This window comes from Kribbella speibonae, from assembly GCF_004331375.1.
In the GTDB taxonomy this organism is placed as follows: domain Bacteria; phylum Actinomycetota; class Actinomycetes; order Propionibacteriales; family Kribbellaceae; genus Kribbella; species Kribbella sindirgiensis.
The window spans coordinates 289,210-310,672 of record NZ_SJKC01000004.1; the positions used below are offsets into that span (position 1 = coordinate 289,210).

Annotated in this window: 22 protein-coding genes; 15 read left to right on the forward strand and 7 right to left on the reverse strand. The window is 68.2% G+C overall.

The annotated features are described in order from the left end of the window. Positions 1-10: 10 nt before the first annotated feature. Genes E0H92_RS29390 through E0H92_RS29400 form a run of 3 tightly spaced genes read left to right on the forward strand, consistent with a single transcriptional unit; the run spans position 11 to position 2,453 of the window. Positions 11-865, forward strand: coding sequence for an ABC transporter substrate-binding protein (locus E0H92_RS29390; RefSeq protein ID WP_131498553.1), 855 nt, complete (start codon positions 11-13; stop codon positions 863-865). Next, the gene (locus E0H92_RS29395) at positions 862-1,713 is read left to right on the forward strand and encodes an amino acid ABC transporter permease (protein WP_131463581.1); all 852 of its coding nucleotides are present in this window, start codon (positions 862-864) and stop codon (positions 1,711-1,713) included. Before E0H92_RS29390 ends, E0H92_RS29395 begins: the two co-directional genes overlap by 4 nt. Then, positions 1,710-2,453, forward strand: coding sequence for an amino acid ABC transporter ATP-binding protein (locus E0H92_RS29400; protein ID WP_131498554.1), 744 nt, complete (start codon positions 1,710-1,712; stop codon positions 2,451-2,453). The genes E0H92_RS29395 and E0H92_RS29400 overlap by 4 nt, the downstream gene beginning before the upstream one ends. Here E0H92_RS29400 and E0H92_RS29405 read toward each other — a convergent pair. Both E0H92_RS29405 and E0H92_RS29410 read right to left on the reverse strand, forming a co-directional pair. Next, on the reverse strand, positions 2,431-3,078 hold the full coding sequence (locus E0H92_RS29405) for a response regulator (RefSeq protein WP_131291460.1): 648 nt from the start codon (positions 3,076-3,078) through the stop codon (positions 2,431-2,433). The two genes, E0H92_RS29400 and E0H92_RS29405, sit on opposite strands and share 23 nt — an antisense overlap. Next, positions 3,030-4,328, reverse strand: a complete 1,299-nt coding sequence (locus tag E0H92_RS29410; RefSeq protein ID WP_131498555.1) for a sensor histidine kinase — start codon at positions 4,326-4,328, stop codon at positions 3,030-3,032. The genes E0H92_RS29405 and E0H92_RS29410 overlap by 49 nt, the downstream gene beginning before the upstream one ends. A gap of 189 nt (positions 4,329-4,517) precedes the next feature. Between E0H92_RS29410 and E0H92_RS29415 the strand changes: the two genes are divergently transcribed. From E0H92_RS29415 to E0H92_RS29465, 11 genes are all read left to right on the forward strand, one after another. After that, the gene (locus E0H92_RS29415; protein ID WP_131463587.1) at positions 4,518-5,540 is read left to right on the forward strand and encodes a fatty acid desaturase family protein; all 1,023 of its coding nucleotides are present in this window, start codon (positions 4,518-4,520) and stop codon (positions 5,538-5,540) included. Positions 5,541-5,570: 30 nt separating this feature from the next. Further along, positions 5,571-5,864 carry a hypothetical protein gene (locus E0H92_RS29420; protein ID WP_131498556.1) on the forward strand — a complete coding sequence of 98 codons (294 nt, stop codon included), beginning with the start codon at positions 5,571-5,573 and terminating at the stop codon, positions 5,862-5,864. A gap of 11 nt (positions 5,865-5,875) precedes the next feature. Further along, positions 5,876-6,640 carry an alpha/beta fold hydrolase gene (locus E0H92_RS29425; protein ID WP_131498557.1) on the forward strand — a complete coding sequence of 255 codons (765 nt, stop codon included), beginning with the start codon at positions 5,876-5,878 and terminating at the stop codon, positions 6,638-6,640. Between the two features lie 56 nt (positions 6,641-6,696). After that, a complete protein-coding gene (locus E0H92_RS29430; protein WP_131498558.1) occupies positions 6,697-7,173 on the forward strand; it encodes a VOC family protein in 477 nt (158 codons plus the stop codon). Between the two features lie 94 nt (positions 7,174-7,267). Then, on the forward strand, positions 7,268-8,362 hold the full coding sequence (locus E0H92_RS29435; RefSeq protein WP_131498559.1) for an exo-beta-N-acetylmuramidase NamZ family protein: 1,095 nt from the start codon (positions 7,268-7,270) through the stop codon (positions 8,360-8,362). Beyond that, complete coding sequence (locus tag E0H92_RS29440; protein WP_131498560.1) at positions 8,359-9,318, forward strand: GNAT family N-acetyltransferase; 960 nt, start codon at positions 8,359-8,361, stop codon at positions 9,316-9,318. The genes E0H92_RS29435 and E0H92_RS29440 overlap by 4 nt, the downstream gene beginning before the upstream one ends. A 1-nt stretch (position 9,319) precedes the next feature. Further along, positions 9,320-10,603 carry an extracellular solute-binding protein gene (locus E0H92_RS29445; RefSeq protein WP_238173652.1) on the forward strand — a complete coding sequence of 428 codons (1,284 nt, stop codon included), beginning with the start codon at positions 9,320-9,322 and terminating at the stop codon, positions 10,601-10,603. After that, complete coding sequence (locus tag E0H92_RS29450) at positions 10,600-11,538, forward strand: carbohydrate ABC transporter permease (protein ID WP_238173653.1); 939 nt, start codon at positions 10,600-10,602, stop codon at positions 11,536-11,538. Before E0H92_RS29445 ends, E0H92_RS29450 begins: the two co-directional genes overlap by 4 nt. Continuing rightward, on the forward strand, positions 11,535-12,413 hold the full coding sequence (locus E0H92_RS29455; protein ID WP_131498561.1) for a carbohydrate ABC transporter permease: 879 nt from the start codon (positions 11,535-11,537) through the stop codon (positions 12,411-12,413). Before E0H92_RS29450 ends, E0H92_RS29455 begins: the two co-directional genes overlap by 4 nt. A gap of 10 nt (positions 12,414-12,423) precedes the next feature. Beyond that, on the forward strand, positions 12,424-13,170 hold the full coding sequence (locus E0H92_RS29460) for a PIG-L deacetylase family protein (RefSeq protein WP_131498562.1): 747 nt from the start codon (positions 12,424-12,426) through the stop codon (positions 13,168-13,170). A gap of 64 nt (positions 13,171-13,234) precedes the next feature. After that, on the forward strand, positions 13,235-13,987 hold the full coding sequence (locus tag E0H92_RS29465) for a carbohydrate deacetylase (RefSeq protein ID WP_165550096.1): 753 nt from the start codon (positions 13,235-13,237) through the stop codon (positions 13,985-13,987). A 1-nt stretch (position 13,988) separates the two neighbouring features. Here the strand turns inward: E0H92_RS29465 and E0H92_RS29470 are convergent, their stop codons facing one another. Beyond that, a complete protein-coding gene (locus E0H92_RS29470; protein ID WP_165550097.1) occupies positions 13,989-14,708 on the reverse strand; it encodes a helix-turn-helix transcriptional regulator in 720 nt (239 codons plus the stop codon). A gap of 85 nt (positions 14,709-14,793) precedes the next feature. Here E0H92_RS29470 and E0H92_RS29475 point away from each other — a divergent pair, with 85 nt between their 5' ends. After that, positions 14,794-15,555 (forward strand): phytanoyl-CoA dioxygenase family protein, encoded by a 762-nt coding sequence (locus tag E0H92_RS29475; protein ID WP_131498565.1) that lies wholly within the window; start codon positions 14,794-14,796, stop codon positions 15,553-15,555. A gap of 221 nt (positions 15,556-15,776) precedes the next feature. On the opposite strand, the gene E0H92_RS29480 is transcribed toward E0H92_RS29475, so the two are convergent. The 4 genes from E0H92_RS29480 to E0H92_RS29495 form a co-directional block, all read right to left on the reverse strand. Further along, positions 15,777-17,150, reverse strand: coding sequence for an AI-2E family transporter (locus tag E0H92_RS29480; RefSeq protein WP_131463608.1), 1,374 nt, complete (start codon positions 17,148-17,150; stop codon positions 15,777-15,779). Beyond that, positions 17,147-18,994 (reverse strand): coiled-coil domain-containing protein, encoded by a 1,848-nt coding sequence (locus E0H92_RS29485; protein ID WP_238173654.1) that lies wholly within the window; start codon positions 18,992-18,994, stop codon positions 17,147-17,149. The genes E0H92_RS29480 and E0H92_RS29485 overlap by 4 nt, the downstream gene beginning before the upstream one ends. A gap of 95 nt (positions 18,995-19,089) precedes the next feature. Next, positions 19,090-20,421 carry a crotonyl-CoA carboxylase/reductase gene (ccrA, locus tag E0H92_RS29490; RefSeq protein ID WP_131498566.1) on the reverse strand — a complete coding sequence of 444 codons (1,332 nt, stop codon included), beginning with the start codon at positions 20,419-20,421 and terminating at the stop codon, positions 19,090-19,092. A gap of 137 nt (positions 20,422-20,558) precedes the next feature. Beyond that, positions 20,559-21,458 carry a sensor histidine kinase gene (locus E0H92_RS29495; RefSeq protein ID WP_131498567.1) on the reverse strand — a complete coding sequence of 300 codons (900 nt, stop codon included), beginning with the start codon at positions 21,456-21,458 and terminating at the stop codon, positions 20,559-20,561. Between the last annotated feature and the right edge of the window lie 5 nt (positions 21,459-21,463).

The following is a 21,463-nucleotide window of genomic DNA, read 5'->3' on the forward strand; positions in this document are numbered from 1 at the left end:
GCTGCTGCCCATGAGAACGCGCGCTGTGGTGGGGCTGGCGGTACTGGCGATGGTGGGGCTCGGCGCGTGTGCGCCGGAGGAGAACTCGTCCGGGGCCTCGACGCCGTCGGGTGCGGATGCCTGTGCGAAGGACAAGCTGGCGGTGAAGACCGCCGGCACGCTGACGGTCGGCACCGACAAGCCGGCGTACGAACCGTGGTTCAGCGGCGACGACCCGAGCAACGGCAAGGGGTACGAGTCGGCGGTCACCTACGCGGTGGCGAAGAAGCTCGGGTTCGAGCAGGCGAACGTCAAGTGGCAGACGGTCCAGTTCAACACCGCGTTCGCGCCCGGTCCGAAGGCGTTCGACCTGGACGTGAATCAGGTGTCGATCTCCGAGGAGCGCCGCAAGGCCGTCGACTTCTCCTCCGGGTACTACGACGTCCGCCAGACCGTGATCACCACCGCGGGCAGCAAGATCGCCGAGGCCAAGTCCGTCGCCGATCTCGTCGACGCGAAACTCGGGGCCCAGGTCGGTACGACGAGCTACACCGCGCTGCGTGATGTCGTGAAGCCCAAGCCGAAACCGGCCGTGTTCGACACCAACGACCTGGCGGTGCAGGCGCTGAAGAACAAGCAGATCGACGGCATCGTGGTGGATCTGCCGACCGCGTTCTACATGACCGCGGCGCAGCTCGACAACGGCAAGATCGTCGGTCAGTTGCCGGCCGGTGGACAGGGGGAGCAGTTCGGGTTCGTCCTCGAGAAGAACTCGAAGCTGACCGGTTGCGTCACGCAGGCGGTCGACGCGCTCAAGGCCGACGGCACGCTCGCGAACCTGCAGAAGCAGTACCTGACCGAGTCAGGCGCGCCCGAGCTCTCGTGACTGACTGGCAGCCTTCGGCGCTTCAGCTCGAGCGGATCGCGTACCGGCGTAGGCAGGCGCGGCGGTCGACCGTGATCGCGCTGGTCAGCTCGGTGATTCTGCTCGCACTGGTTGTCGTGGGCATCGGTTCCACGCCGGGCTGGCCGCGGGTCCGGGCGACGTTCTTCGACGTCCACCGCGGCTGGGAGGCGTTGCCGGTCGTTGCCGAGGGCCTCTGGCTCAACGTGCGCGTGATGCTCGTCTGCGCGGTGCTGATCGTGGTGTTCGGGCTGACGCTCGCGATCCTGCGGACGTTGCGGGGCCCGATCTTCTTCCCGCTGCGCGTGTTCGCGGCCGCCTACACCGACGTGTTCCGCGGTCTCCCGTTGCTGCTGGTGATCTTCCTGCTCGGCTTCGGCGTACCGGCTCTGCAGCTGCGCGGGTTGCCGAACCAGGCGGTGATCTGGGGCGGCGCGGCCCTCGTCCTGACCTACTCGTCGTACGTCGCCGAGGTGTTCCGGGCCGGGATCGAGTCGGTGCATCCGTCGCAGCGGGCGGCCGCTCGGTCGCTCGGGCTGACGTACCGGCAGACGTTGCGCTTCGTGGTGCTTCCGCAAGCGGTACGGCGGGTGCTGCCGCCGCTGCTGAACGACTTCGTGAGTCTGCAGAAGGACTCCGGGCTGATCGCGGTGCTCGGCGTCATCGACGCGATCCGGGCCGCGCAACTGGAGACGGCCGAGGACTTCAACTTCACGCCGTACGTCGTCGCCGGGCTGCTGTTCGTCGCACTGACGATCCCGCTGACCCGGCTGACCGATTACGTCGCGCGACGGCAGGGCTGGTACGGCGGGGGAGGCGGACCGGTATGAGTTTGCTGTCGTTACGCGGAGTACGCAAGCAGTACGGCGAGAACGTCGTACTGGACGGTTTCGACCTGGAGGTCGACGCGGGGGAGTGCGTCGTCCTGATCGGGGCGTCGGGGTCCGGGAAGTCGACGCTGCTGCGGTGCGTGAACCTGCTGGAGACGGTCGACGACGGCGTGATCGAGCTGGCCGGCGCGGACATCACGGATCCGCGGGTCGACGCGGACAAGGTGCGGTCCGGGATCGGGATCGTGTTCCAGGCGTACAACCTGTTCCCGCACCTGACCGTGCTCGACAACATCACGCTGGCGCCGATCCGCGTACACCGGGTGCCGCGGGACACGGCACGCGCCCGGGCGCTGGAGATGCTGGAACGCGTCGGACTGGCGGACAAGGCGTCGGCCAAGCCGGACGAGCTGTCCGGCGGTCAGCAGCAGCGCGCCGCGATCGCGCGCGCGATGGTGAACTCGCCCCAGCTGATGCTGCTCGACGAGGTCACGTCGGCGCTCGACCCTGAACTCGTCGGCGAGGTTCTGGACCTGCTCCGCGAGCTGAAGGCCGAGGGGATGACGATGCTCGTCTGCACCCATGAGATGGCCTTCGCCCGCGACGTCGCCGACCAGGTCTGCTTCCTGCACCACGGCCGGCCGCTCGAGATCGGCCCGCCCGCGCAGGTCCTGGACAACCCCCGGGAGGCTCGCACCCAGGAGTTCCTGCGGCGGGTCAGCGGGACGACAGGTAGGTGAGGACCGCCATCACCCGGCGGTTGTCGTCCTCGGACGGGGGCAGGTCGAGCTTCGAGAAGATGTTGTTCGTGTGTTTGCTGACGGCCTTCTCGGTGACGAACAGGGCGGCGGCGATCGCGGCGTTCGAGCGGCCTTCGGCCATCAGGCCGAGCACCTCGGACTCGCGCGGCGTGAGGCGGCCGATCGGTTCGTCGCGGGTGTTCCGGGCCAGCAGCTGACCGATCACGTCCGGGTCCATCGCGGTCCCGCCGGCGGCCACCCGCCGTACCGAGTCGAGGAACTCGGCCACGTTGGAGACCCGGTCCTTCAGCAGGTAGCCGACCGCGCCACCACCGCCGGTGAGCAGCTCCCGCGCGTACAGCTGCTCGACGTACTGCGAGAGCACCAGGATCGGCAGCCCCGGGACCTGGCGACGGGCCTCGATCGCGGCCTTCAGACCCTCGTCGGTGAAGGTCGGTGGCAGCCGTACGTCGACCACCGCGACGTCCGGCCGGTGCTCCACCAGCGCGGGCACCAGCCGCGGCCCGTTGTCGACCGCCTCGACGACCTCGAAGTCGTGCGCCTCCAGCAGGCGGATCAGGCCGTCCCGGAGGAGGGCGTGGTCTTCAGCGATGAGGACTCGCAAGGCAGCTCCATGATCACGGTGGTCGGCCCGGCGCTCGGGCTCACCACGGTCAACGTACCGTCGAAGGCGGCCAGCCGCCGCTCGATACCGTACAGACCGCCACCGGGCCTGATCACGGCACCTCCGACACCGTCGTCGCCGACGATCATGTGCAGTTTCTCGTCCTCGTGGGTGATCTGGATCCACGCCGTGGTCGCGGCCGAGTACTTCACCGCGTTCGCGAGGCATTCGGCCACCGCGAAGTACGCCGCGGACTCGACCGGCGCGGGCGGACGGCCAGGCACGTCGAACGTCACGTCGACCTTGAACGGGCAGGACATCGCGAGCGCCTTGACCGCGCCGTCCAGACCACGGTCGGCGAGCACCGGCGGGTGGATCCCGCGGACCAGGTCGCGCAGCTCGGACAACGCCGTACTCGCGGATTCGCGGGCCTCGGTGAGCAGCGCGGCGGCCTGGGCCGGGTCGCGCGCCACCATCTCCTCGGCCATCCCGAGGTTCATGCTGAGCGCGGCCAGCCGGGCCTGGGCGCCGTCGTGCAGGTCGCGCTCGATCCGGCGCAGCTCGGCGGCCTGGGTGTCGACGGTCTCCGCCCGGGACTCGGCCAGCTCGCGGACCCGCATCGCCAGCTTGGCGCTCTCGGTCGGGCCGAGCAGCGAGCGGGCCACGAACGCGTTCGCCTTCAGCAGCCGCTCGCCGGCGGCCTGCCAGATCAGGAATGCGATCAGCGCCACCGGCATCACCAGGAAGCTGGTCCAGAAGTTCACCGTGAACAGTCCGCCGAACGGCTCGGTGAAAACGCCCTCCGGCGTGACGCCGACGAGCAGCGGGTAGACCAGGTAGAAGAGCCCGGCCAGGAACAGCACGGCGCTGAGCAGACACAGTGTGAACCCGATCACGGCGTTCACCAGCAACCACACGATGTCACGCCAGGTCTGCGGATCGGTCAGGATCGTCCGCAGCCGCATCAGCATGCCGGGCATCGGAGGCTTCTTGTACGGCCGCGGGATCCGCTCGCCGAGGAAGCCGGCCAGCATCGTGCGGTGGCAGTTCGCGAACCAGCGGGCGGCCGGCACGACCACGAGCAGGAGCGGGATCCCGACCCACACCGCGATCAGCGGGACGGACACCACGCTGAGCACGAACAGCGCGATCCCCAGCTCGGCCAGGATCGCGAGGAACAAGGCAATCCACGGCTGCGCGAGCCGCGGGTACCGCATCGGCGGCGCTTCAGTCGTGGCAACAGTGCTCATGCCTCCATCATGACCGAGCGTGAGACCTCGGGCAGTGGGGTTACCTCCACTGTCGGCTGGGACCTGACTCCACAGCAGATTTGGGTAGTAACTCTCATGTTTTCGGAGGTTAGTGCGATGAGGCTTGATGCCGTACGCTGGCCGCGGCTGTACGCCTAGGCCTTCCCCCGCTACCGAGACGAGGACCTGATGGCACAGCCTGTCGCGTCACCTGCTGCTACCCGCCGTTCCGATTTCTCCCCACTGTTACGGGAGATCAAGGCTGCCGGCCTGCTGGAACGCCGCACCGCGGCGTACGTGATGGCGATCGGTATCAACGCGGTGCTGCTCGGTCTCACCTGGGCGGGCCTCGCCGTGATCGGCAGCTCGTGGTGGGCGCTGTTCCTCGCGCTCCCGATGGGGATCCTGACCACCCGCGCGGCGTTCTTCGGGCACGACGCCGGGCACCAGCAGATTGCCAGCTCACGCAAGCTGCACGACTGGATCGGGATGCTGCACGGCAACCTCCTGCTGGGCATGAGCTACGGCTGGTGGAACGACAAGCACAACCGGCACCACGCCAACCCCAACCACACCGACAAGGACCCGGACGTCGGCGAGGGCGTACTGGTCTGGACCCTTGAGCAGGCCGAAGGCCGCAAGGGTCTCGAAGGCTGGCTGAGCCGCAACCAGGCGCGGATCTTCTTCCCGCTGCTGACCCTGGAGGGCTTCAACCTCAAGGTGTCGAGCATCCGCTTCCTGCTCGAGCGCCGGCGCACGGAGAAGGTGGAGATCGGCCTGATGGCCGCGCACCTGGTGCTGTACTTCAGCGCGCTGTTCCTGATCCTGTCGCCGGGGCAGGCGGTCGTCTTCGCGCTCGTTCACCACATGATCTTCGGGCTGCACCTCGGCAGCGTGTTCGCGCCGAACCACAAGGGCATGGAGATGCCCGACGACGACTGCAACTGGGGCCACCTGGAGAAGCAGGTGCTCACCTCCCGCAACGTCAACGGCGGTCTGGTCACCGACTGGATGATGGGCGGGCTCAACTACCAGATCGAGCACCACCTCTTCCCGAGCATGCCGCGCGCCAACCTCCGGTTCGCCCAGCCGATCGTGCGCGAGTACTGCGAGAGCATCGGAATGCCCTACGTTTCAACGAGTCTGATCGAGTCGTACCGGATGGGCCTGCGCCACATGCACGAGGTCGGCGAGGAGCTTCGGGCCGGGTGACCTAGGTCATACGGCTAGCCTTGAAGCGCTATGTCGCGCAGAAGGCCTTCCAAGTGGCAGCGGCCGGTCAGTGACCGGCCGCTGCTCGGTGGTACCCAGGGCCGGGAGGCGAAGGCGGACGGCGAGTGGAACGTCCGGCGGGTGTCCGGATCCGCGTCCGCGAAGTCGTACCGCTGCCCGGGCTGCGACCAGCAGATCCTGCCGGCCACCCCGCATGTCGTGGTCTGGCCGGACAACCCCAGCTTGCTCGGTGCGCTGAGCGGCGCGCAGTCACTCGACGAGCGGCGTCACTGGCACACCGCGTGCTGGCAACGGAGCCGTTGAAAGGTGCGTGCATGAAACTTCCGGTCACGGCGTACGGCGAAACCGGTACGCCGGTCGTGGTGATGCACGGGTTGTTCGGCTCGGGCCGCAACTGGATGACGGCCGCGCGCCGGCTCGCGGACCGGCACCGGGTGTTCGCGTTCGACCTGCGCAACCACGGCACGTCGCCGCATGTCGAGACGATGAGCTACCTGGAGATGGCCGACGACGTCCGCGAGACGATCGAGTCGCTCGGGGTCGGGCCGGTCGCGCTGGTTGGGCACTCGATGGGCGGCAAGACCGCGATGCTCACCGCGCTGCAGCACCCCGCGGTGGTCGAGCGGCTCGTCGTCGTGGACGCGGCGCCGGTCGCGTACCCGCCGGCGTTCGTCGAGTACGCCCGGGCGATGCGGAACGCCGACCTGTCCTCGATCACCCGGCGCGCGGACGTCGACGCCCAGCTCGTCGACGCCGTACCGACGCCCGGGACCCGCGCTTTCCTGCTGCAGAACCTGATCCTCGACTCCGACGGCGCCCGCTGGCGGCCGAACCTGCCGGTGATCGAGGCCGCACTGCCGGCGATCTCCGGCTGGCCCGCGGTCGAGGGGCTGCGGTACGACGGGCCGACGCTGTTCATCTACGGCGGCAAGTCGGACTATGTCCAGCAGGACCATCGTGCGACCATCGCGGCGTACTTCCCGCAGGTCCGGTACGCCGAGGTGCCGGAGGCCGGCCACTGGGTGCACGCCGAACGCCTCGACGACTTCCTGGCGGCGCTCACACCGTTCCTTCCCTGACGCCGTTCCTTCCTCGGCGCCGCGGAGTTACATTCGCGGCAGGGGAAGGGGGGATCATGCGGGGTTTCGCGGGTATCGATCACCTCGGTCTGTCGGTCACCGACCTGGACCGCAGCGAGCATTTCTACACCGTCGTCCTCGGGCTGAAGCCGCTGATGGACTCCGGGACCGTGCGCACGTTCATCGACCGGGAGACCGGGTTCGTGCTGGCGCTGTCCAAGCACGAGCTGGGGACGGACGCGCCGTTCACCGAACTGACCACCGGTCTCGACCACATCGGGCTGACGGCGGCGAGCCGGGACGAGCTCGTCGAGTGGGAGCGCCGCTTCGACGCGCTCGGGGTCCCGTACACGCCGATCCGGGACGAAGCGTTCGCGTCGCACCTGAACTTCCGGGACCCGGACAACATCGCGCTCGAGCTGAGTGCCTCGAACGCGGTGTACGACGGCTGGATGGCCGAACTGCGGGAGCGGGACATCCCGGCGGACGAGATCCGGGCGCGTGTGATGGACTATCTGGAGGGACTGAAGTAAACGGTTGCCTGTAATCCATTGACCTCCGACTGAATCCATCGGTAAGTTTTCAACCCAGTTCCTGCAGGATCCACGATCTGGGTTGGTGGTAGCGATGGTGGTCCGGACCGGCGCGCAGCGTCTGGCCGAGGACCCGGGGTTGGTGCCGGACGGGCGCCTGGGACTGATCACGAACTTCACCGGCGTGCTGCCGGACCTCACGCCGACCTCGGTCGCGTTGCGTGCGGCCGGATTGCCGCTGGCGGCGTTGTTCGGTCCCGAGCACGGCCTCCGAGGTACGGCGCAAGCGGGTGCGAGCGAAGGTGAAGGCGTCGACCCGGACACCGGGCTGCCGGTGTTCGACACGTACCGGCGGCAGGGGCGCGAGCTCGACGACCTGTTCTCCGGTGTCGACGTGCTGCTGTTCGACATCCAGGACATCGGGACGCGGTTCTACACCTACGTCTGGACGATGTACGACTGCCAGCAGGCGGCGGCGCGGCTTGGTATGCCATTTGTGGTGCTGGACCGGCCGAACCCGCTCGGCGGTGTCCGGGTCGAGGGGCCGCTGCTGCAACCTGGGTTCGAGAGCTTCGTCGGGCGGGCGCCGATCCCGCTCCGGCACGGGCTGACGGTCGGCGAACTCGCTCTTCAGTTGGGTGCGGCAACGGTCGTCTCGCTCGAGGGCTGGGCACGGGACAGCTGCGCTGTCGAGCCGTGGGTGCCGCCGTCGCCGAACATGCCGACGCCGGAGACGGCTTTGGTATACCCCGGGACCGGGCTGTTCGAGGGCACGAACCTCAGCGAGGGCCGCGGTACGACGCGACCGTTCGAGACGATCGGGGCGCCGTACGTCGACGACCGGCTGGTGCCGGCGTTGCGGGCGTGCGAGTTGCCTGGGGTGATGTTCCGGCGGACGTGGTTCGAGCCGGTGTTCCACAAGTATGCGGGCCAGGCGTTGTCCGGCGTACAGCTGCATGTCGTGGACCGGGAGACGTTCGAGCCGGTGCGGACCGCGTTGGTGATGCTGCGGGTGCTGAACGAGCTCTATCCCGACGACTTCGACCTGCTGCCGTCGCTCGACAAGCTGTGGGGCTCGGACTCACTCCGGAAAGCGCTGGAGTCCGGCGACGACCCGGTCGAACTCTTGACCACACCGGCGGACTGGGTACGCGACGGCGTGCTGCTCTACGAGGGGGATGCCCGATGATCCGTTCGTTCCGGGTTGGTGACGGTCCAGGGCTCGCTGCCGCGTGGACTGCCGCGGCGCCGGCTGATCCGATTTCCTACCAGCGGTTCCGGGACCTGTTCCTGCTCGACCGGAACTTCGACGCGGCCGGCCTGCAGGTAGCCGTGATCAATGATCAGATCGTCGGCGCCGCCTACGCCGTCCGCCGGATGATCGCCGTCGACGATTTGGAGCCCTCCGCCGGCTGGATCCCGTTCTTCTTCGTCCACCCGGAGCACCGCGGTCGCGGTCTCGGCCGCGAGTTGTTGTCCATGGCAATGGACTGGCTCCGCTCCCACGGACGATCCGAGGTCTACTTCTCGTCGTACACCCCGAACTACTTCCTTCCCGGTCTCGACGCGGCCCGCTACCCCGCCGCGTCCCGGCTGCTCGCCGGCCTCGGGTTCCAGCGCGGGTACGACGCGGTCGCGATGGACCGCAGCCTCGTCGGGTATGCCATTCCGGACGACGTCCGCAAGCGGATCGACGCGCTGACGGCCGAGGGCTACAGCTTTGGTACACCATCCGGCGACGAGCTGACCGCGCTGATCGACATCGCCGGCCACGAGTTCAACCCGGACTGGGCGCGCGCTATCCGCGAGGGCGTCGTGTCCGGTCTGCCACTGGATCGGATCGTGGTGGCACGCAACCCCGGTGGGGCGATCCTCGGCTGGGCGATGCATGGGACCTACGAGGCGGTGATCGATCGCTTCGGGCCGTTCGGCGTCCTGCCGGCCTCCCGCGGCACCGGACTCGGGAAGGTGCTGCTGCACCTGACGCTCGAGCGGATGGTCGCCGCCGGCGCGCACAGCGCCTGGTTCCTGTGGACCGGCGAGAAGTCCGCCGCCGGGCAGCTGTACCTGAAGACAGGTTTCGACATCACCCGCACGTTCACCATCCTCCGGGCGCCCCTGCACCCGGACGGCGGAATGGAGTGACATGAGCATCGCCAAAGGTTTGCGGCTTGCTGTTGTCCTGGGGCTCCTCGCTACGGGCGCTGCCTGTGGTGGCGGCAGCGGCTCGGGCAGTGGCGGCGACAAGGTCGAGCTGACGCTGCTGAGCCACTACAGCGACGGCCCTTCCAAGGAGGGGCTGGACAAGATGATCCAGCAGTGGAACAAGGAGAACCCGAAGGTTCAGGTGAAGGCGCAGGTGGTCAAGTTCGACGACCTGCTCACCACGATGACGGTCCGGCAGACCGGCGGCCGAGGCGCCGACATCGTCAGCGCGTACGGCCTGTGGGGCGGCCAGTTGATGAAGGCGAACGTTGTCGCCAAGGTGCCCGACGACATCGCGACCAAGATCAAGGCGGAGTACAGCCCCGCCGCGCTCGGCGCGGTCACCACCGGCGACACCCTGCTCGGGTACCCGACCGAGTTGAACACCTACGTCCTCTTCTACAACAAGAAGATCCTCGCCGCGGCCGGTGTCAGCAAGCCGCCGACGACGTGGGCCGAGCTCGCCGACGCTGCGAAGAAGACGGTGAAGCGGGATGCCAAGGGCAACATCCAGGTCGAGGGCCTGAGCCTGATCCAGGACGGCGACAACAAGTCCGTGCACCCGTTCCTGTCGCTGCTCGACGCGGCCGGCGGGAAGTTCCTCGGCCCGGACGGTACGGCGCAGTTCGACAACGCCGAGGGCAAGGCGGCGCTGAAGTTCGAGGCCGACCTCGCGGCGGCGAAGGCGACCAACCCGTCGATCATGCCGACCAAGCAGTTCCGCAGCGGTGGTGTCGCGATGGCGATCCAGGCCGGCTGGTGGATCGGCAGCCTGAAGACGCAGATGAAGGACAAGTACGCCTCCGATGTCGGCGTGACCGCGATCCCCGGGCCGACCGCAGGCAGCAAGGGCTCGCTGGCGTACGGGTTCTTCATGGGTGTGAACCAGCGCAGCAAGCACGCCGACGAGGCGTGGAAGTTCCTCACCTGGATGAACGAGCACAAGACGTCCGACGGGACCGTCACGGAGACCGGTAAGTGGCTGGCCGATCAGGGTCTGATCCCGCCGCGGACCGCTGACCAGGCGGCGTACAAGAAGTCGTTGTCCGACCCGAACCTGGCGCCGATCTACGACGCGGCGACATACGCGATGGCCGAACCCAACCAGCCGGGCGCGTACGAGGCGAAGACCGCGCTGCACAACGCGATCATGGGTGTGCTTGCCGACGGCAAGAATCCGGACGACGCGCTGGCGCAGGCCGCCAAGGCGGTCAAGCCGCAATGACGGCCGCGGTCAGCCAGGCCGGCGCCGTGGCGGCGCCGGCCCGGCGGCTCGGCAGGCTGCAGCGCGAGGGGCGGGCCGCGTACCTGTTCCTCGCGCCGGCGCTGCTGTTCTTCTGCGTGTTCCTGATCCTGCCGTTCCTGTTCGCGATCGTGCTCGCGTTCTCCGACTGGGGCGGCTTCGATCTCGGCACCCTGAAGTGGGCCGGTACGGCGAACTTCGGCGACGTCCTGAGCTTCGACGGGACGTTCGTCAAACCGATCCTGGTGAACACGCTGCTGTTCGCGTTCGGGTCGGTGTTCCTGGCGACGTTCGGGTCGGTACTCGTGGCCTACTGCATCGATCGGCTCGCGTTCCAGGGGTTCTGGCGGGTGCTGTACTTCCTGCCCGTGGTCGCGACGGTCGTGGCCATCGGCAACGTGTGGAAGATGATGTACCAGCCGGCCGGGCTGATCAACGGCGTCCTGAACAAGCTCGGCGTGAACAGCATCGGGTTCCTGTCCGACGCGTCGTACGCGCTGCCGTCGGTGACCGTCGTCCAGGCCTGGGCCTCGATCGGCGGCGCCGTCCTGATCCTGACCGCCGGGCTGAAGGCGATCCCGGAGATGTACTACGAGGCGGCCGAGGTCGACGGGGCGTCGACCTGGCACATGTTCTGGTCGATCACGTTGCCGTTGCTGCGGCCGGCGCTGCTGTTCGTGCTGATCACGCAGTTCATCGGCGGGTTGCAGTCGTTCGCGCTGATCATCGTGATGACAGGTGACGGCGGGCCGGTGAACGCGACCAACGTGGCGGCGTTCGAGATGTACCAGCGGGCCTTCAAGTACGGCGCCTGGGGGACGGCGAGCGCGATGGCGATGGTGCTGTTCGTGATCATCCTGGCGATCACCCTGCTGCAGTTGTGGGTCGCCCGGCGGCGCGGGGAGGAGACCTCGTGAGAAGACGGCACGCCAAGTTCCCGTGGTTCGCGTACCTGGTCGTGATCCTCGGCGGGGTCGCGATGGTGATGCCGTTCCTGGACATGGTGATGAGCTCGTTCAAGGGCGCCGGCGAGTACGGCGTGATCCCGTACAAGCTGTTGCCGGAGTCGTTCAACCTGGACAACTATCGGGAGGCGTTCTCGCAGCTGGAGCTGCCGCGGTTGTTCCGGAACAGCGTGATCGTCACGGTCAGCGTGACAGTGTCGGTGCTGATCACGTCGGCGCTGGCCGGGTACGCACTGGCCAAGCTGCGGTTCCGCGGCCGGGCGATGATCTTCCGGTTCATCCTCGCGACGATGATGCTGCCGCCGTTCCTGCTGCTGATCCCGACCTTCCTGATCATGCTCAACTGGCCGCTGGCCGGTGGCAACGACTTCCTCGGGCGCGGCGGCGACGGCGGGCTGACGACCAGCCTGCTCGCGCTGATCCTGCCGTTCACGGTCTCCGGTTTCGGGATCTTCCTGATGCGGCAGTTCATGATCTCGCTGCCGGACGAGATGCTCGAGGCGGCCAAGATCGACGGCGCGAACCAGTGGCAGATCTGGCGGCTGATCGTGCTGCCGCAGACCAAGCCGGTGGCGATCACGCTCGGGCTGATCACGTTCATCGGCACCTGGAACGAGTACATCTGGACGCTGCTGATCTCGTCGTCCGACCCGTCGTTGCAGACGTTGCCGGTCGGGATCCAGTTGCTGCAGAGCTTCCTCGATCCGGACCGCACCATGCCGATCGTGATGGCCGGCCTGGTGATCAGCACGTTGCCGGTGCTGGTCGTGTTCCTGGTGTTCCAGAAGTACTACGTGCGTGGCGTCGTACTCAGCGGCCTGAAGTGAGGAGACTCTTGTGACCAGATCAGTGCTCGCCATCGGGGCGCACATCGGCGACATGGACCTGACCGCCGGGCCGACGCTGGCCAAACTCGTCCTGGAGGGCGCGTCGGCGACGATCGTCGCGCTGACGCCGGGGGAGCGCGGACACCCGCGGCTGACGCCGGCCGACTACAAGGTGCAGAAGATCGCGGAGGGTACGGCGTTCGCGGAGGCGATCGGCGCGGACTTCACGGTCCTCGACCACAGCGACGGGTTCCTCCCGTCCACGGACGACGTCGCGCTGCAACTGGCCCAGATCATCCGCGAGAAGCAGCCCGACACGATCATCACGCACTGGAAACACTCCATCCACCGCGACCACGAGCACACCGCCGTACTGGCCGAACGCGCCCGCTTCCTGGCCGGCCTGCCCATCGACGCCGCGGACGATTTCGCCGCGATCACGCCGTACGCCGCTTTGGCCGAAAAGCTGTCCGCACTGCCTCGGCACGGTGTGCGCTCGTTCCTGCACGCCGAGAACTGGGAGGACATGGAGGGCTTTACGCCTTCGCTGTACGTCCCGATCTCCGACGAGGCGTTCTATCGGTGGGTGTCCGCGATCAGACACCAGGCGTTCGCGCGTGGCGAGACGTACGGGTTCCGGTACATCGACTACTACACCGCCCTCATGACCACCCGAGGCTGCCTGGCCGGCTACCCCCGGGCGTGCGCGTTCCACACGAATCAGTCGCCTGAGGTCAGCAAACTCGCCGGACCATAGGAGATTTGCCGGCGGTTGGTCGTACGGTCGGTGGTGGCTCTGTCGGCGGATGGTGGGAGTAGGCGTGGCTGAGGTTCAGTTGGTTGTTCAGAGTGACGACTTCGGGATGTGCCATGCGGTCAATGTCGGGACAGTGCAGGCGTTCCGCGAAGGGATCGTGACGCAGGTGTCGACCATGGCCGCGTGTCCGTGGTTCACCGAGGCGGCGGCGTTGGCGCGGGAGTTCGGGATTCCCGTGGGGGTGCATCAGACGTTGACGTGTGAGTGGGACTTTCTGCGCTGGCGCCCGTTGACGGACGGGGCGTCGCTGGTGGGGGAGGACGGTACGTTCCGGCGTACCGTCGAGGAAGCTTCGGCGGGCATCTCGCATGCGGACGCGGTGCGGGAGTTGTCGGCGCAGGCGGCGAAGTTCGCGGCGGAGGGACTGACGCTCGAGTACCTCGACTTCCACATGGGGTCGTCCGTGCCGTCGGCGTACGGCGAGGTGTCCGCAGCGCTCGGGAAGCCGTTCATCTACGGGGCTGACGAGTCTCAGCGGTTCGCGTCCATCGAGGTCTTGAGCGACCGGGACGCCGACGACAAGAAGCCCTGGCTGCTGGACTACCTGGACAAGCTGACGCCCGGGGTCCACCTGCTCGTCACCCACTGCGCGGCCGCCGAACCAGAACTGGCTGCCCTCCACCGCCCCGGCTCCTACACGTACCGCTGGGCGGAGGAGTACCGCCTGTCCGACCAGGCAATGGTCACCGACCCGGAGATCCGCCAGGCGATCGAAGACCACGACATCGAGCTCACCACCGTCGCAGCCGCCTTCTGACTCAGCGCAGGGCGCCGGGTGGTGAGCCCGTGGCGGCTTTGACGTGGCGGGTGAGGTGGCTGACCGAGTGGTAGCCGGTCAGTTCGGCGACGGCCTGGAGGGGGAGGGTCGAGTTGCGGATGTGGGCCAGCGCGTGGCGTAGGCGTACTGCTTGAAGCGCGGCCTGCGGGCTGGTGTTGCGGAGGCGGGTGAACGCGGCGCGAAGGCCCGACTGCGAGATGCCGAGCTCGTCCGCGACCTGTGCGATGCGGAGACCGGTCGCAAAGCGTTCCTCGAAGAGCTGCTCTGCCTGGGCGACGAGCTGTTCAGCGGGCGTTTGCGGCGGGGTCGCGGCGGCACGACGGAGGCGGAGGTCCAGCTCTGCGAGCAGGAGCACGCGGAGTTCGTTTTCGGTTTCGCGGACCAGTGCGTCGAACACGCGGCGCAGGGTGTGATCGGTGTCGTCGTAGCACAGTCGCGGCCACGGGTGGGTGGTTGCGGCGTCGACCTGGAGGAAGCGGTTCGCGTACCCGGTGCGGCTCTGCTCGGCATGCCACGTGTGCGGTGGCGTGAGCAGTACGGTCCCGGGCGTGGCGTCGTACGTCGTGTCGCCGACGGGACAGGTGATCCGGCCGCGAACGTAGTACACAAGCTCCCACGACGTGTGCGCGTGGGACGGGTAGTCCTTGCCGGGCGCGGCCGTGTGCACGCCGGCGCCGAGCAGCCGTGGCGATTTGTGCATAAGCCCTGTCGCCTCCTGCATTGTTTCTCAGGTACGTCGGAACGATGCTGGCATCGATTCGTGCATCTTGTGAAGGAGAACCGCGATGGATATGGCTACCGCTCTCCGCGATCTCGGCGTCACCGACGACGTACTCACGCAGGACGAGAAGGACCAGTTGGACCGTGACGGCTTCCTTCCGCTGGAAGGGATTCTGGCCGCGGAGGAGGTGTCCGCGATCAACAAGCGCCTCGCCGAACTGACCGCGGCCGAGGGGGACCGCGCCGGTCTCGAAGTGCATCAGGAGCGCGGTACGGACCGGTTGGCGGATCTGGTGAACAAGGATCCGCGGTTCGAGGTGTGCTTCAGCCACCCGCGGGTGCTGGCGGCGATGCGGCACGTGCTCGGCGAGTTCAAACTCTCGTCCCTCAACAGCCGCGCTGCTTTGCCCGGTGAAGGGCACCAGGGCCTGCACGCGGACTTCGGGCATCCCGTCCAGCCGGGCGAGTACGAGGTCTGCAACTCGATCTGGCTCCTCGACGACTTCACCGTTGCCAACGGCGCGACCCGCGTCGTCCCCGGCTCCCACCGCCGCGGCACCCTGCCCGCCGACGAAATGCCCGATCCCTCCGCCCCCCACCCCGACCAGATCCAGCTCACCGGCCAAGCCGGCACAGTCGTCATCTTCAACAGCCACCTCTGGCACGGCGGCACCCAAAACCACACCGACCACCCCCGCCGAGCCCTCCACTCCTACTTCACCCAACGCCACCTACCCCAACAACTCGACCAACAGACCTACATCCGCCTGAACACCTACACCCGCCTAACCCCCGCCCAACACTTCATCCTCGACGTCACCTGCTGAGGCCCGTCTAGCTGACTGGAAGCGTCCGTCGCCGAACTCACCCGAGAACTCGCGACCGCGTTGACCGACGCGAACGTCCCGGTGCGGGACGTGAGTGCAGTCCTGGGAGTTTCGCACCAGCGGGTTTCACAACTGGTCCGACTCGACCCCTAGACACAACTTGGGGAGAGTTTCTGCCCGGATCGGGTAGGTAACTCTCCCCAAGTTGGTGAGTTCGTGGGCTATGAGGCGTCGGCTTTGCGGACCCAGACTTCTCGGATGATGAGGAGGATGGCGGCGGCTGAGGGGATGGCCAGGAGGGCGCCGACGACGCCGAGGAGGGCGCCGCCGAGGAGGGCGGCGATGACGGTGACGGCGCCCGGGATGTCGACGGCTCGGCGCATGATGCGTGGCGCCACGACGTAGTTCTCGACCTGCTGGTAGATGATGCCGTAGATCAGGCAGGCGATGCCGATCCCGACGCCGCCGGTGAAGCCGATCAGGGCGACGATCACGACGCCGATCAGGCCGCCGACCATCGGGATGAAGTCGCAGAACATCACCACGATCGCCAGCGCCACGGCGTACTCCCGCAGGCCCACGATCTCCAGGAAGATGAACATCATGACGCCGGCGGTCAGCGCCACCAGGAACTGGCCGCTGACGTAGCCGCCGACCCGGCCGAGGACCTCGTCGCCGAGGATCGAGACGCGAGTACGCCGGGTGCGGGGCACCAGGCTGTACGCCGCACGCTTCACCGAAGGGAGCGAGGCGAGGAAGTACAGCGTCAGCACCAGGATCGTGAACGTGTTGAACAGCGCGCCCGCGACCACCTTGCCGACGCCCAGGATGCCGCCGAACGCGCGTTGCGCCAGCGCCGGGTCCTGGATGTACTCCTGGGCCTTGTCGATGAAGTGGTACTTGTTGTCCAGATCGTCGACCGTCTTCGAATTCTTCAGCAGGTCGAGCCACTCGGGCGCGTTCTTGATCAGGCTGTTGATCTGGTCGGAGACGACCGGGACGATCGCGACGGCGACGCCGGCGACCGCGAGGATCATCAGCAGGAACACCACGCCGACGGACAGGCCGCGTTTCAGGCCGCGGCGCATGAACCACTCGACCAGCGGGTTCAGGCCGACCGCGATGAACATCGAGACCAGGAGCAGGATCAGGACCGAGCGGGCCTGGCCGGCGGCGTTCCACAGACCCAGGGCGACCAGTACGCCGAGCGCCGCGAAGAAGCCGAACGTGAACGGGTTGCCCCGGCGCAGCGGCGGACCCGGCGTACCCATCCCGACCGACGGGTGCCGCTCTTCGATCAGCAACTCGTCCGCGAGGTTGGTGTCACCGTCCTCCACATGCTCGGCCGCCGCAGCAGCCTTGTCAGCCGAATCGTCCGCTTCCTCGGCAGACGCGTCAGCTTTGTCGGCGGACTCGTCGGCCTCGTCAGCGGAGGTGTCGGCTGACTTGGCGGCGGATGCTGCGTCGGCTGCGGATTGTTCGCTCTTGTCGGCGGCGGCCTGGGCTTCCGCGGCGGCGGACTTCGCTTCGCGCGCGGCGGCGGCGAGGTCCTGGTCGGGGGTCGCTGTGGAGGTGTCGTCGCCGGATGGCGTCACATCTTGTCCTTCGGGGATCGCGCGCTCGAGGTGGCCGCATCGGTCTTCTCGTCGTCCGCGGGCGACTCGTCGTCGGAGGACTTCGCCGAGCTGGAGCGCCGCTTCTGGACCCGAGTGTCCTCGTTCGCGAGGTCATCCAGCCGGAACTCGTCCACCATCGTCGAGTCCTTCGGCTCCTCGTCGCCGTCCGAGGACTTGGCGGCGTCGGTCGTGTCGGCAAGGTCGTCGTCATCGGCAAGAGCGGCGAGTTCGGCGAGGTCTGCGGCGTCGGCTTCGGGGTCGGCGGGGCCGCCGGCGCTCCTGCTGGTGCCGGCGAGATCGCCGGCGTCCGCCGGGTCGATGCGCAGGCCGGTGTCGATCCGGGTCTCGTCGACGCGGGCGTCCCCGGCGCTGATGCCGACGAACGGGCTGGAGCCAGTGAACGGTCCCTCGGTGTCGTACGACGACTCGGACGAGGATCCCGCGGCCGGCGTCGCCCCCGGGAACGGGTTGTCAGCCGGCGTCGCCGCGGGGAACGGGCTCTCCTCATCCGTCGAACCTGAACCCGACCCAGCCGGAGCCGAATCAGCCGGAGCCGAATCAGCCGGAGCCGAATCAGCCGGAGCCGAATCAGTCGGAGCCGAGCTAGGGGCTGACGACTCGAACCTGGTGGCTGAGGGGGGCGGGGTGGAGGAAAGCGGGGTCGAGGGCTCCGAGGCGAACGGGCTGCCGGCGCCGGTGCCTGGGGCGCCGAGCGGGGGGCGCGAGGACTCGGCCGGCCGTGCGAACGGGTTCACGTACGGCGCCGCGGCCGTCTCGGAGTCCAGCTCTGCCGCCTGCCGGGCGATGTTGCTCGCGATCTCGTTCAGCCCGGCGATCTGGGTCAGAATGCCGTCCCGGCGCTTCGCCAGCCGCTCGGTCTCCCGGGCGACCACGGTCCGGGACCGCTCCGCCTCGTCGGCCGCGTTCGCCAGCTCGGCCTCGGCACGGGTACGCGCGGTGGTCAGCAGCTGCTCGGCCTCCCGGCGGGACCGCGAGAGTGTCCGCTCGGCCGACTCCTCGGCCTCGGCGCGGATCTTGCGGGCCTGCTCGGTCGCCTCGGCCACCCGGCGCTCGGACGCCTCGGCGGCCTCCTTCATCTGGGTGGTGAGGCTGTCGGTGTCGGCCGCGATCTGCTGGTGCTTGTCGGCCAGCTCCTTGGCCTGCTGCTCGCGTTCGTCCGCCAGCCGCGCCCGCAGCGCCGCCGACTCGCGCTGGATCGCGGTCCGGATCTTCTCGGCCTCGTGCAGCGCGCCGTTCTTCAGCGTGCTCGCCTGCGACTCCGCGGTCAGCTGCAGCTGCTCGGACTTCCGCCGGGCCGCCTGCAGCACCTCGGCCGCCTCGGTCTCCGCCGTACGCCGCAGCTCGGCCGCGTCGCCCTCGGCGGTACGGCGCATGCTGTCCGCCTCGTTGAGCGCGACGGTCCGGATGTCCTCGGCCTCGCGGTCACCGGTCGCCCGCGCCGCCGCGGCCTCCTTGGCCGCGTTCGCGCGCAGCTCCTCGGCCTCGCGCTTGGCCTCCTCGAGCGCCTCGGACGCCTGGTCCTGAGCGAGCCGGAGGATCTGCGCGGCCCGGTCGCCGAGCCCGGCGTACGACGGGTTCGCGCTGGCCTCGAGCTGGCGCCGCGTCTCCGCGAGCTGGTGCTGCATCGGCGCGACACTCTGCTGCAGCTCGTCGGCGCGGTTGCGTGCCTGGACGAGTTGCATCTCCAGCGCGCGGACGTAGTCGTCCACGGCCTGCTTGTCGTACCCGCGGCGACTGACCGGGAAGCCCCCGGCCGCTGTCGCCGTGCGGTCGAAGAACGGCAGGCTCGACTCGTCAGGCATTCTCCCGAGGTTCCCTTCTGGCGGCTCAGCGTGAATCCCCCACCATAAGCCTGTCAGAACCCACCCGAAACCAGCCAATCGGGAGTCAGCGGCAACTACCTGTTGCGGAAGCGATTAATGGCGTCCAGATGCTGCTCGCGGAGGGCCGGGTTGCGGACGCCGAGGCCTTCGGTGGGGGCGAGGGTGAGGACGCCGACCTTGCCCTGGTGGAGGTTGCGGTGGACGTCGTACGCCGCCTGCGCGGTGTCCTCGAGTGGGTAGACCTTGCTGACCGTCGGGTGCACCATGCCCTTGGCGATCAGCCGGTTGGCCTCCCAGGCCTCGCGGTAGTTGGCGAAGTGCGAGCCGATGATCCGTTTCAGGTTCATCCACAGGTACCGGTTGTCGTACTCGTGCATGAACCCGGACGTCGACGCACACGTCACGATCGTCCCGCCCTTCCGGGCGACGAACACCGAGGCCCCGAACGTCTCCCGCCCCGGGTGCTCGAACACGATGTCGGGGTCGTCGCCGCCGGTCAGCTCCCGGATCCGCGCGCCGAACCGCTTCCACTCCCGCTGGTCCTGGGTGTGCTCGTCCTTCCAGAACTTGTACCCCTCGGCCGACCGGTCGATGATCAGCGAGGCGCCCATCGCGCGGCAGATCTCGGCCTTCTCCGGCGACGACACCACGCACACCGGGATCGCTCCGCCGTTCAGCGCGAACTGCGTCGCGTAGGAGCCCAGGCCGCCGGACGCGCCCCAGACCAGCACCACGTCGCCCTGCTTCATGTTGGCGCCGTTCGCGGACACCAGTTGCCGGTACGCCGTACTGTTCACCAACCCGGGCGAGGCCGCTTCCTCCCACGTGAGGTGGGCCGGCTTCGGCATCAGCTGGTTCGACTTCACCAGCGCGATCTCGGCGAGACCGCCGAAGTTCGTCTCGAATCCCCAGATCCGCTGCTCGGAGTCGAGCATCGTGTCGTTGTGCCCGTCCGGCGACTCCAGCTCGACCGACAGGCAGTGTGCGACCACCTCGTCGCCGGGCTTCCAGGCGTTCACGCCCGGCCCGGTCCGCAGTACGACGCCTGCCAGGTCGGAGCCGACCACGTGGTACGGCAGGTCGTGGCGGGCCGTCAGCGGCGACAGCTTCCCGTACCGCTTCAGGAACGCGAAGGTCGACACCGGCTCGAAGATCGACGTCCAGACGGTGTTGTAGTTGATCGCGCTCGCCATCACGGCGACCAGCGCCTCACCCGGGCCGAGCTCGGGCGTCGGGACGTCGTCGAGGTGCAGACTCTTCCGCGGATCCTTCTCCTTCGCGTCCAGCCCCTCGAACATCGTCGCCTCGTCGGCGTGGACGGTGATTCCGCGGTAATGCTCCGGTACGTCGAGCTCTCCGACGGCGGCGTTGTCACCGGAGAGGATCGCCTCAAGGATCTGCTTCACGAAAGTACCTCCAGGAGCGGCGGTCTGAGTGAGCGGAACTTACCGCTGAGTATGCGCCCCTGGCTGTGCCCTGTAACACAGCGAGCGACGGTTGAGACGACCGTCACTTTTGCAGTCCACCGTTGTCAGTGGTCTTATCAGCGCAGCCTGGTGTGGAGGCGTACCTGGGTGAAGTCGTCGCCGGACCGCAGTTGCGCCAGGTCGCACAGCTGATTGGCGAGCCAGACGCCCCGCCCGCCGAGCCCGTCCAGCGGCGGCAGCACCCGCCCGACGAGCAGATCGTCGATCCGCCCGCAGTCCAGGACGTCGCAGATCAGCGTGCCGTCGGCGATCCACACCGCCAGCCGCCCGCGCCCGCCGCCGAACCGGATGCTGTTCGTGCAGATCTCGTGCAACGCCAGCGACAGGTCCTCGAGCCGGTCCCTCGACACACCGTGCGACGCCGCCTGCCCGCTCAGCCATTGCCGGATCTGCCCGAGCTCGTCCGGCCCGAACTCCCACCGCTCGGCCCGGTCCGGTACGTCGTCCAGCGGGATCCGGAACTCCTTCTCCGCAAGCGCTTCCGCACCCGAATGCGTCGCGGTCGGGTCGATGCCGACGGACGCGTCGTAGGCGCAGTACAGCCGGAACGCCCGGTCCTGCGCGAACGCGATATCGGACAGCGCCTCGTGCAGCAGCACCTCGTCGTACGCCGCCGCGCTGCGGCCCGGGTACGCCGGCTCGCAGAGTCCGCGGACCGGGCCGGGGTGCTGCTCGACGACGCCGCGCCAGTACGGGATCAGCCGCGCCGGGTTGCCCCCGGCAACGGTCATGTCGGTGAAGCGGACCTCAGGGTGCAGCGGTCCGAGAGCGTCGCGCAGTACGGCGATCCGCTCCGGCGGCAGCACGGCCACGATGGTTTCCCCCGCCGCCAGACCCTCCCGTACGAGCGCAGCCGAGCGCTGCACGAACTCCTCGTCCGACACGTGGACAAAGGCGTCGTGCAGGAATCCGGCCGGCGCACCGTGCAAGGAGTCGGTGGCGCTGTCCTTCAGCACCCGAT

Excerpts from the sequence above, each read along its gene's own strand:
- E0H92_RS29390 (WP_131498553.1), top strand. The coding sequence starts at position 11 with ATGAGAACGCGCGCTGTGGTGGGGCTGGCGGTACTGGCGATGGTGGGG.
- E0H92_RS29400 (WP_131498554.1), top strand. The coding sequence starts at position 1,710 with ATGAGTTTGCTGTCGTTACGCGGAGTACGCAAGCAGTACGGCGAGAAC.
- E0H92_RS29410 (WP_131498555.1), bottom strand. The coding sequence starts at position 4,328 with ATGAGCACTGTTGCCACGACTGAAGCGCCGCCGATGCGGTACCCGCGG.
- E0H92_RS29415 (WP_131463587.1), top strand. The coding sequence starts at position 4,518 with ATGGCACAGCCTGTCGCGTCACCTGCTGCTACCCGCCGTTCCGATTTC.
- E0H92_RS29420 (WP_131498556.1), top strand. The coding sequence starts at position 5,571 with ATGTCGCGCAGAAGGCCTTCCAAGTGGCAGCGGCCGGTCAGTGACCGG.
- E0H92_RS29425 (WP_131498557.1), top strand. The coding sequence starts at position 5,876 with ATGAAACTTCCGGTCACGGCGTACGGCGAAACCGGTACGCCGGTCGTG.
- E0H92_RS29430 (WP_131498558.1), top strand. The coding sequence starts at position 6,697 with ATGCGGGGTTTCGCGGGTATCGATCACCTCGGTCTGTCGGTCACCGAC.
- E0H92_RS29435 (WP_131498559.1), top strand. The coding sequence starts at position 7,268 with ATGGTGGTCCGGACCGGCGCGCAGCGTCTGGCCGAGGACCCGGGGTTG.
- E0H92_RS29440 (WP_131498560.1), top strand. The coding sequence starts at position 8,359 with ATGATCCGTTCGTTCCGGGTTGGTGACGGTCCAGGGCTCGCTGCCGCG.
- E0H92_RS29445 (WP_238173652.1), top strand. The coding sequence starts at position 9,320 with ATGAGCATCGCCAAAGGTTTGCGGCTTGCTGTTGTCCTGGGGCTCCTC.
- E0H92_RS29450 (WP_238173653.1), top strand. The coding sequence starts at position 10,600 with ATGACGGCCGCGGTCAGCCAGGCCGGCGCCGTGGCGGCGCCGGCCCGG.
- E0H92_RS29470 (WP_165550097.1), bottom strand. The coding sequence starts at position 14,708 with ATGCACAAATCGCCACGGCTGCTCGGCGCCGGCGTGCACACGGCCGCG.
- E0H92_RS29475 (WP_131498565.1), top strand. The coding sequence starts at position 14,794 with ATGGATATGGCTACCGCTCTCCGCGATCTCGGCGTCACCGACGACGTA.
- E0H92_RS29485 (WP_238173654.1), bottom strand. The coding sequence starts at position 18,994 with ATGCCTGACGAGTCGAGCCTGCCGTTCTTCGACCGCACGGCGACAGCG.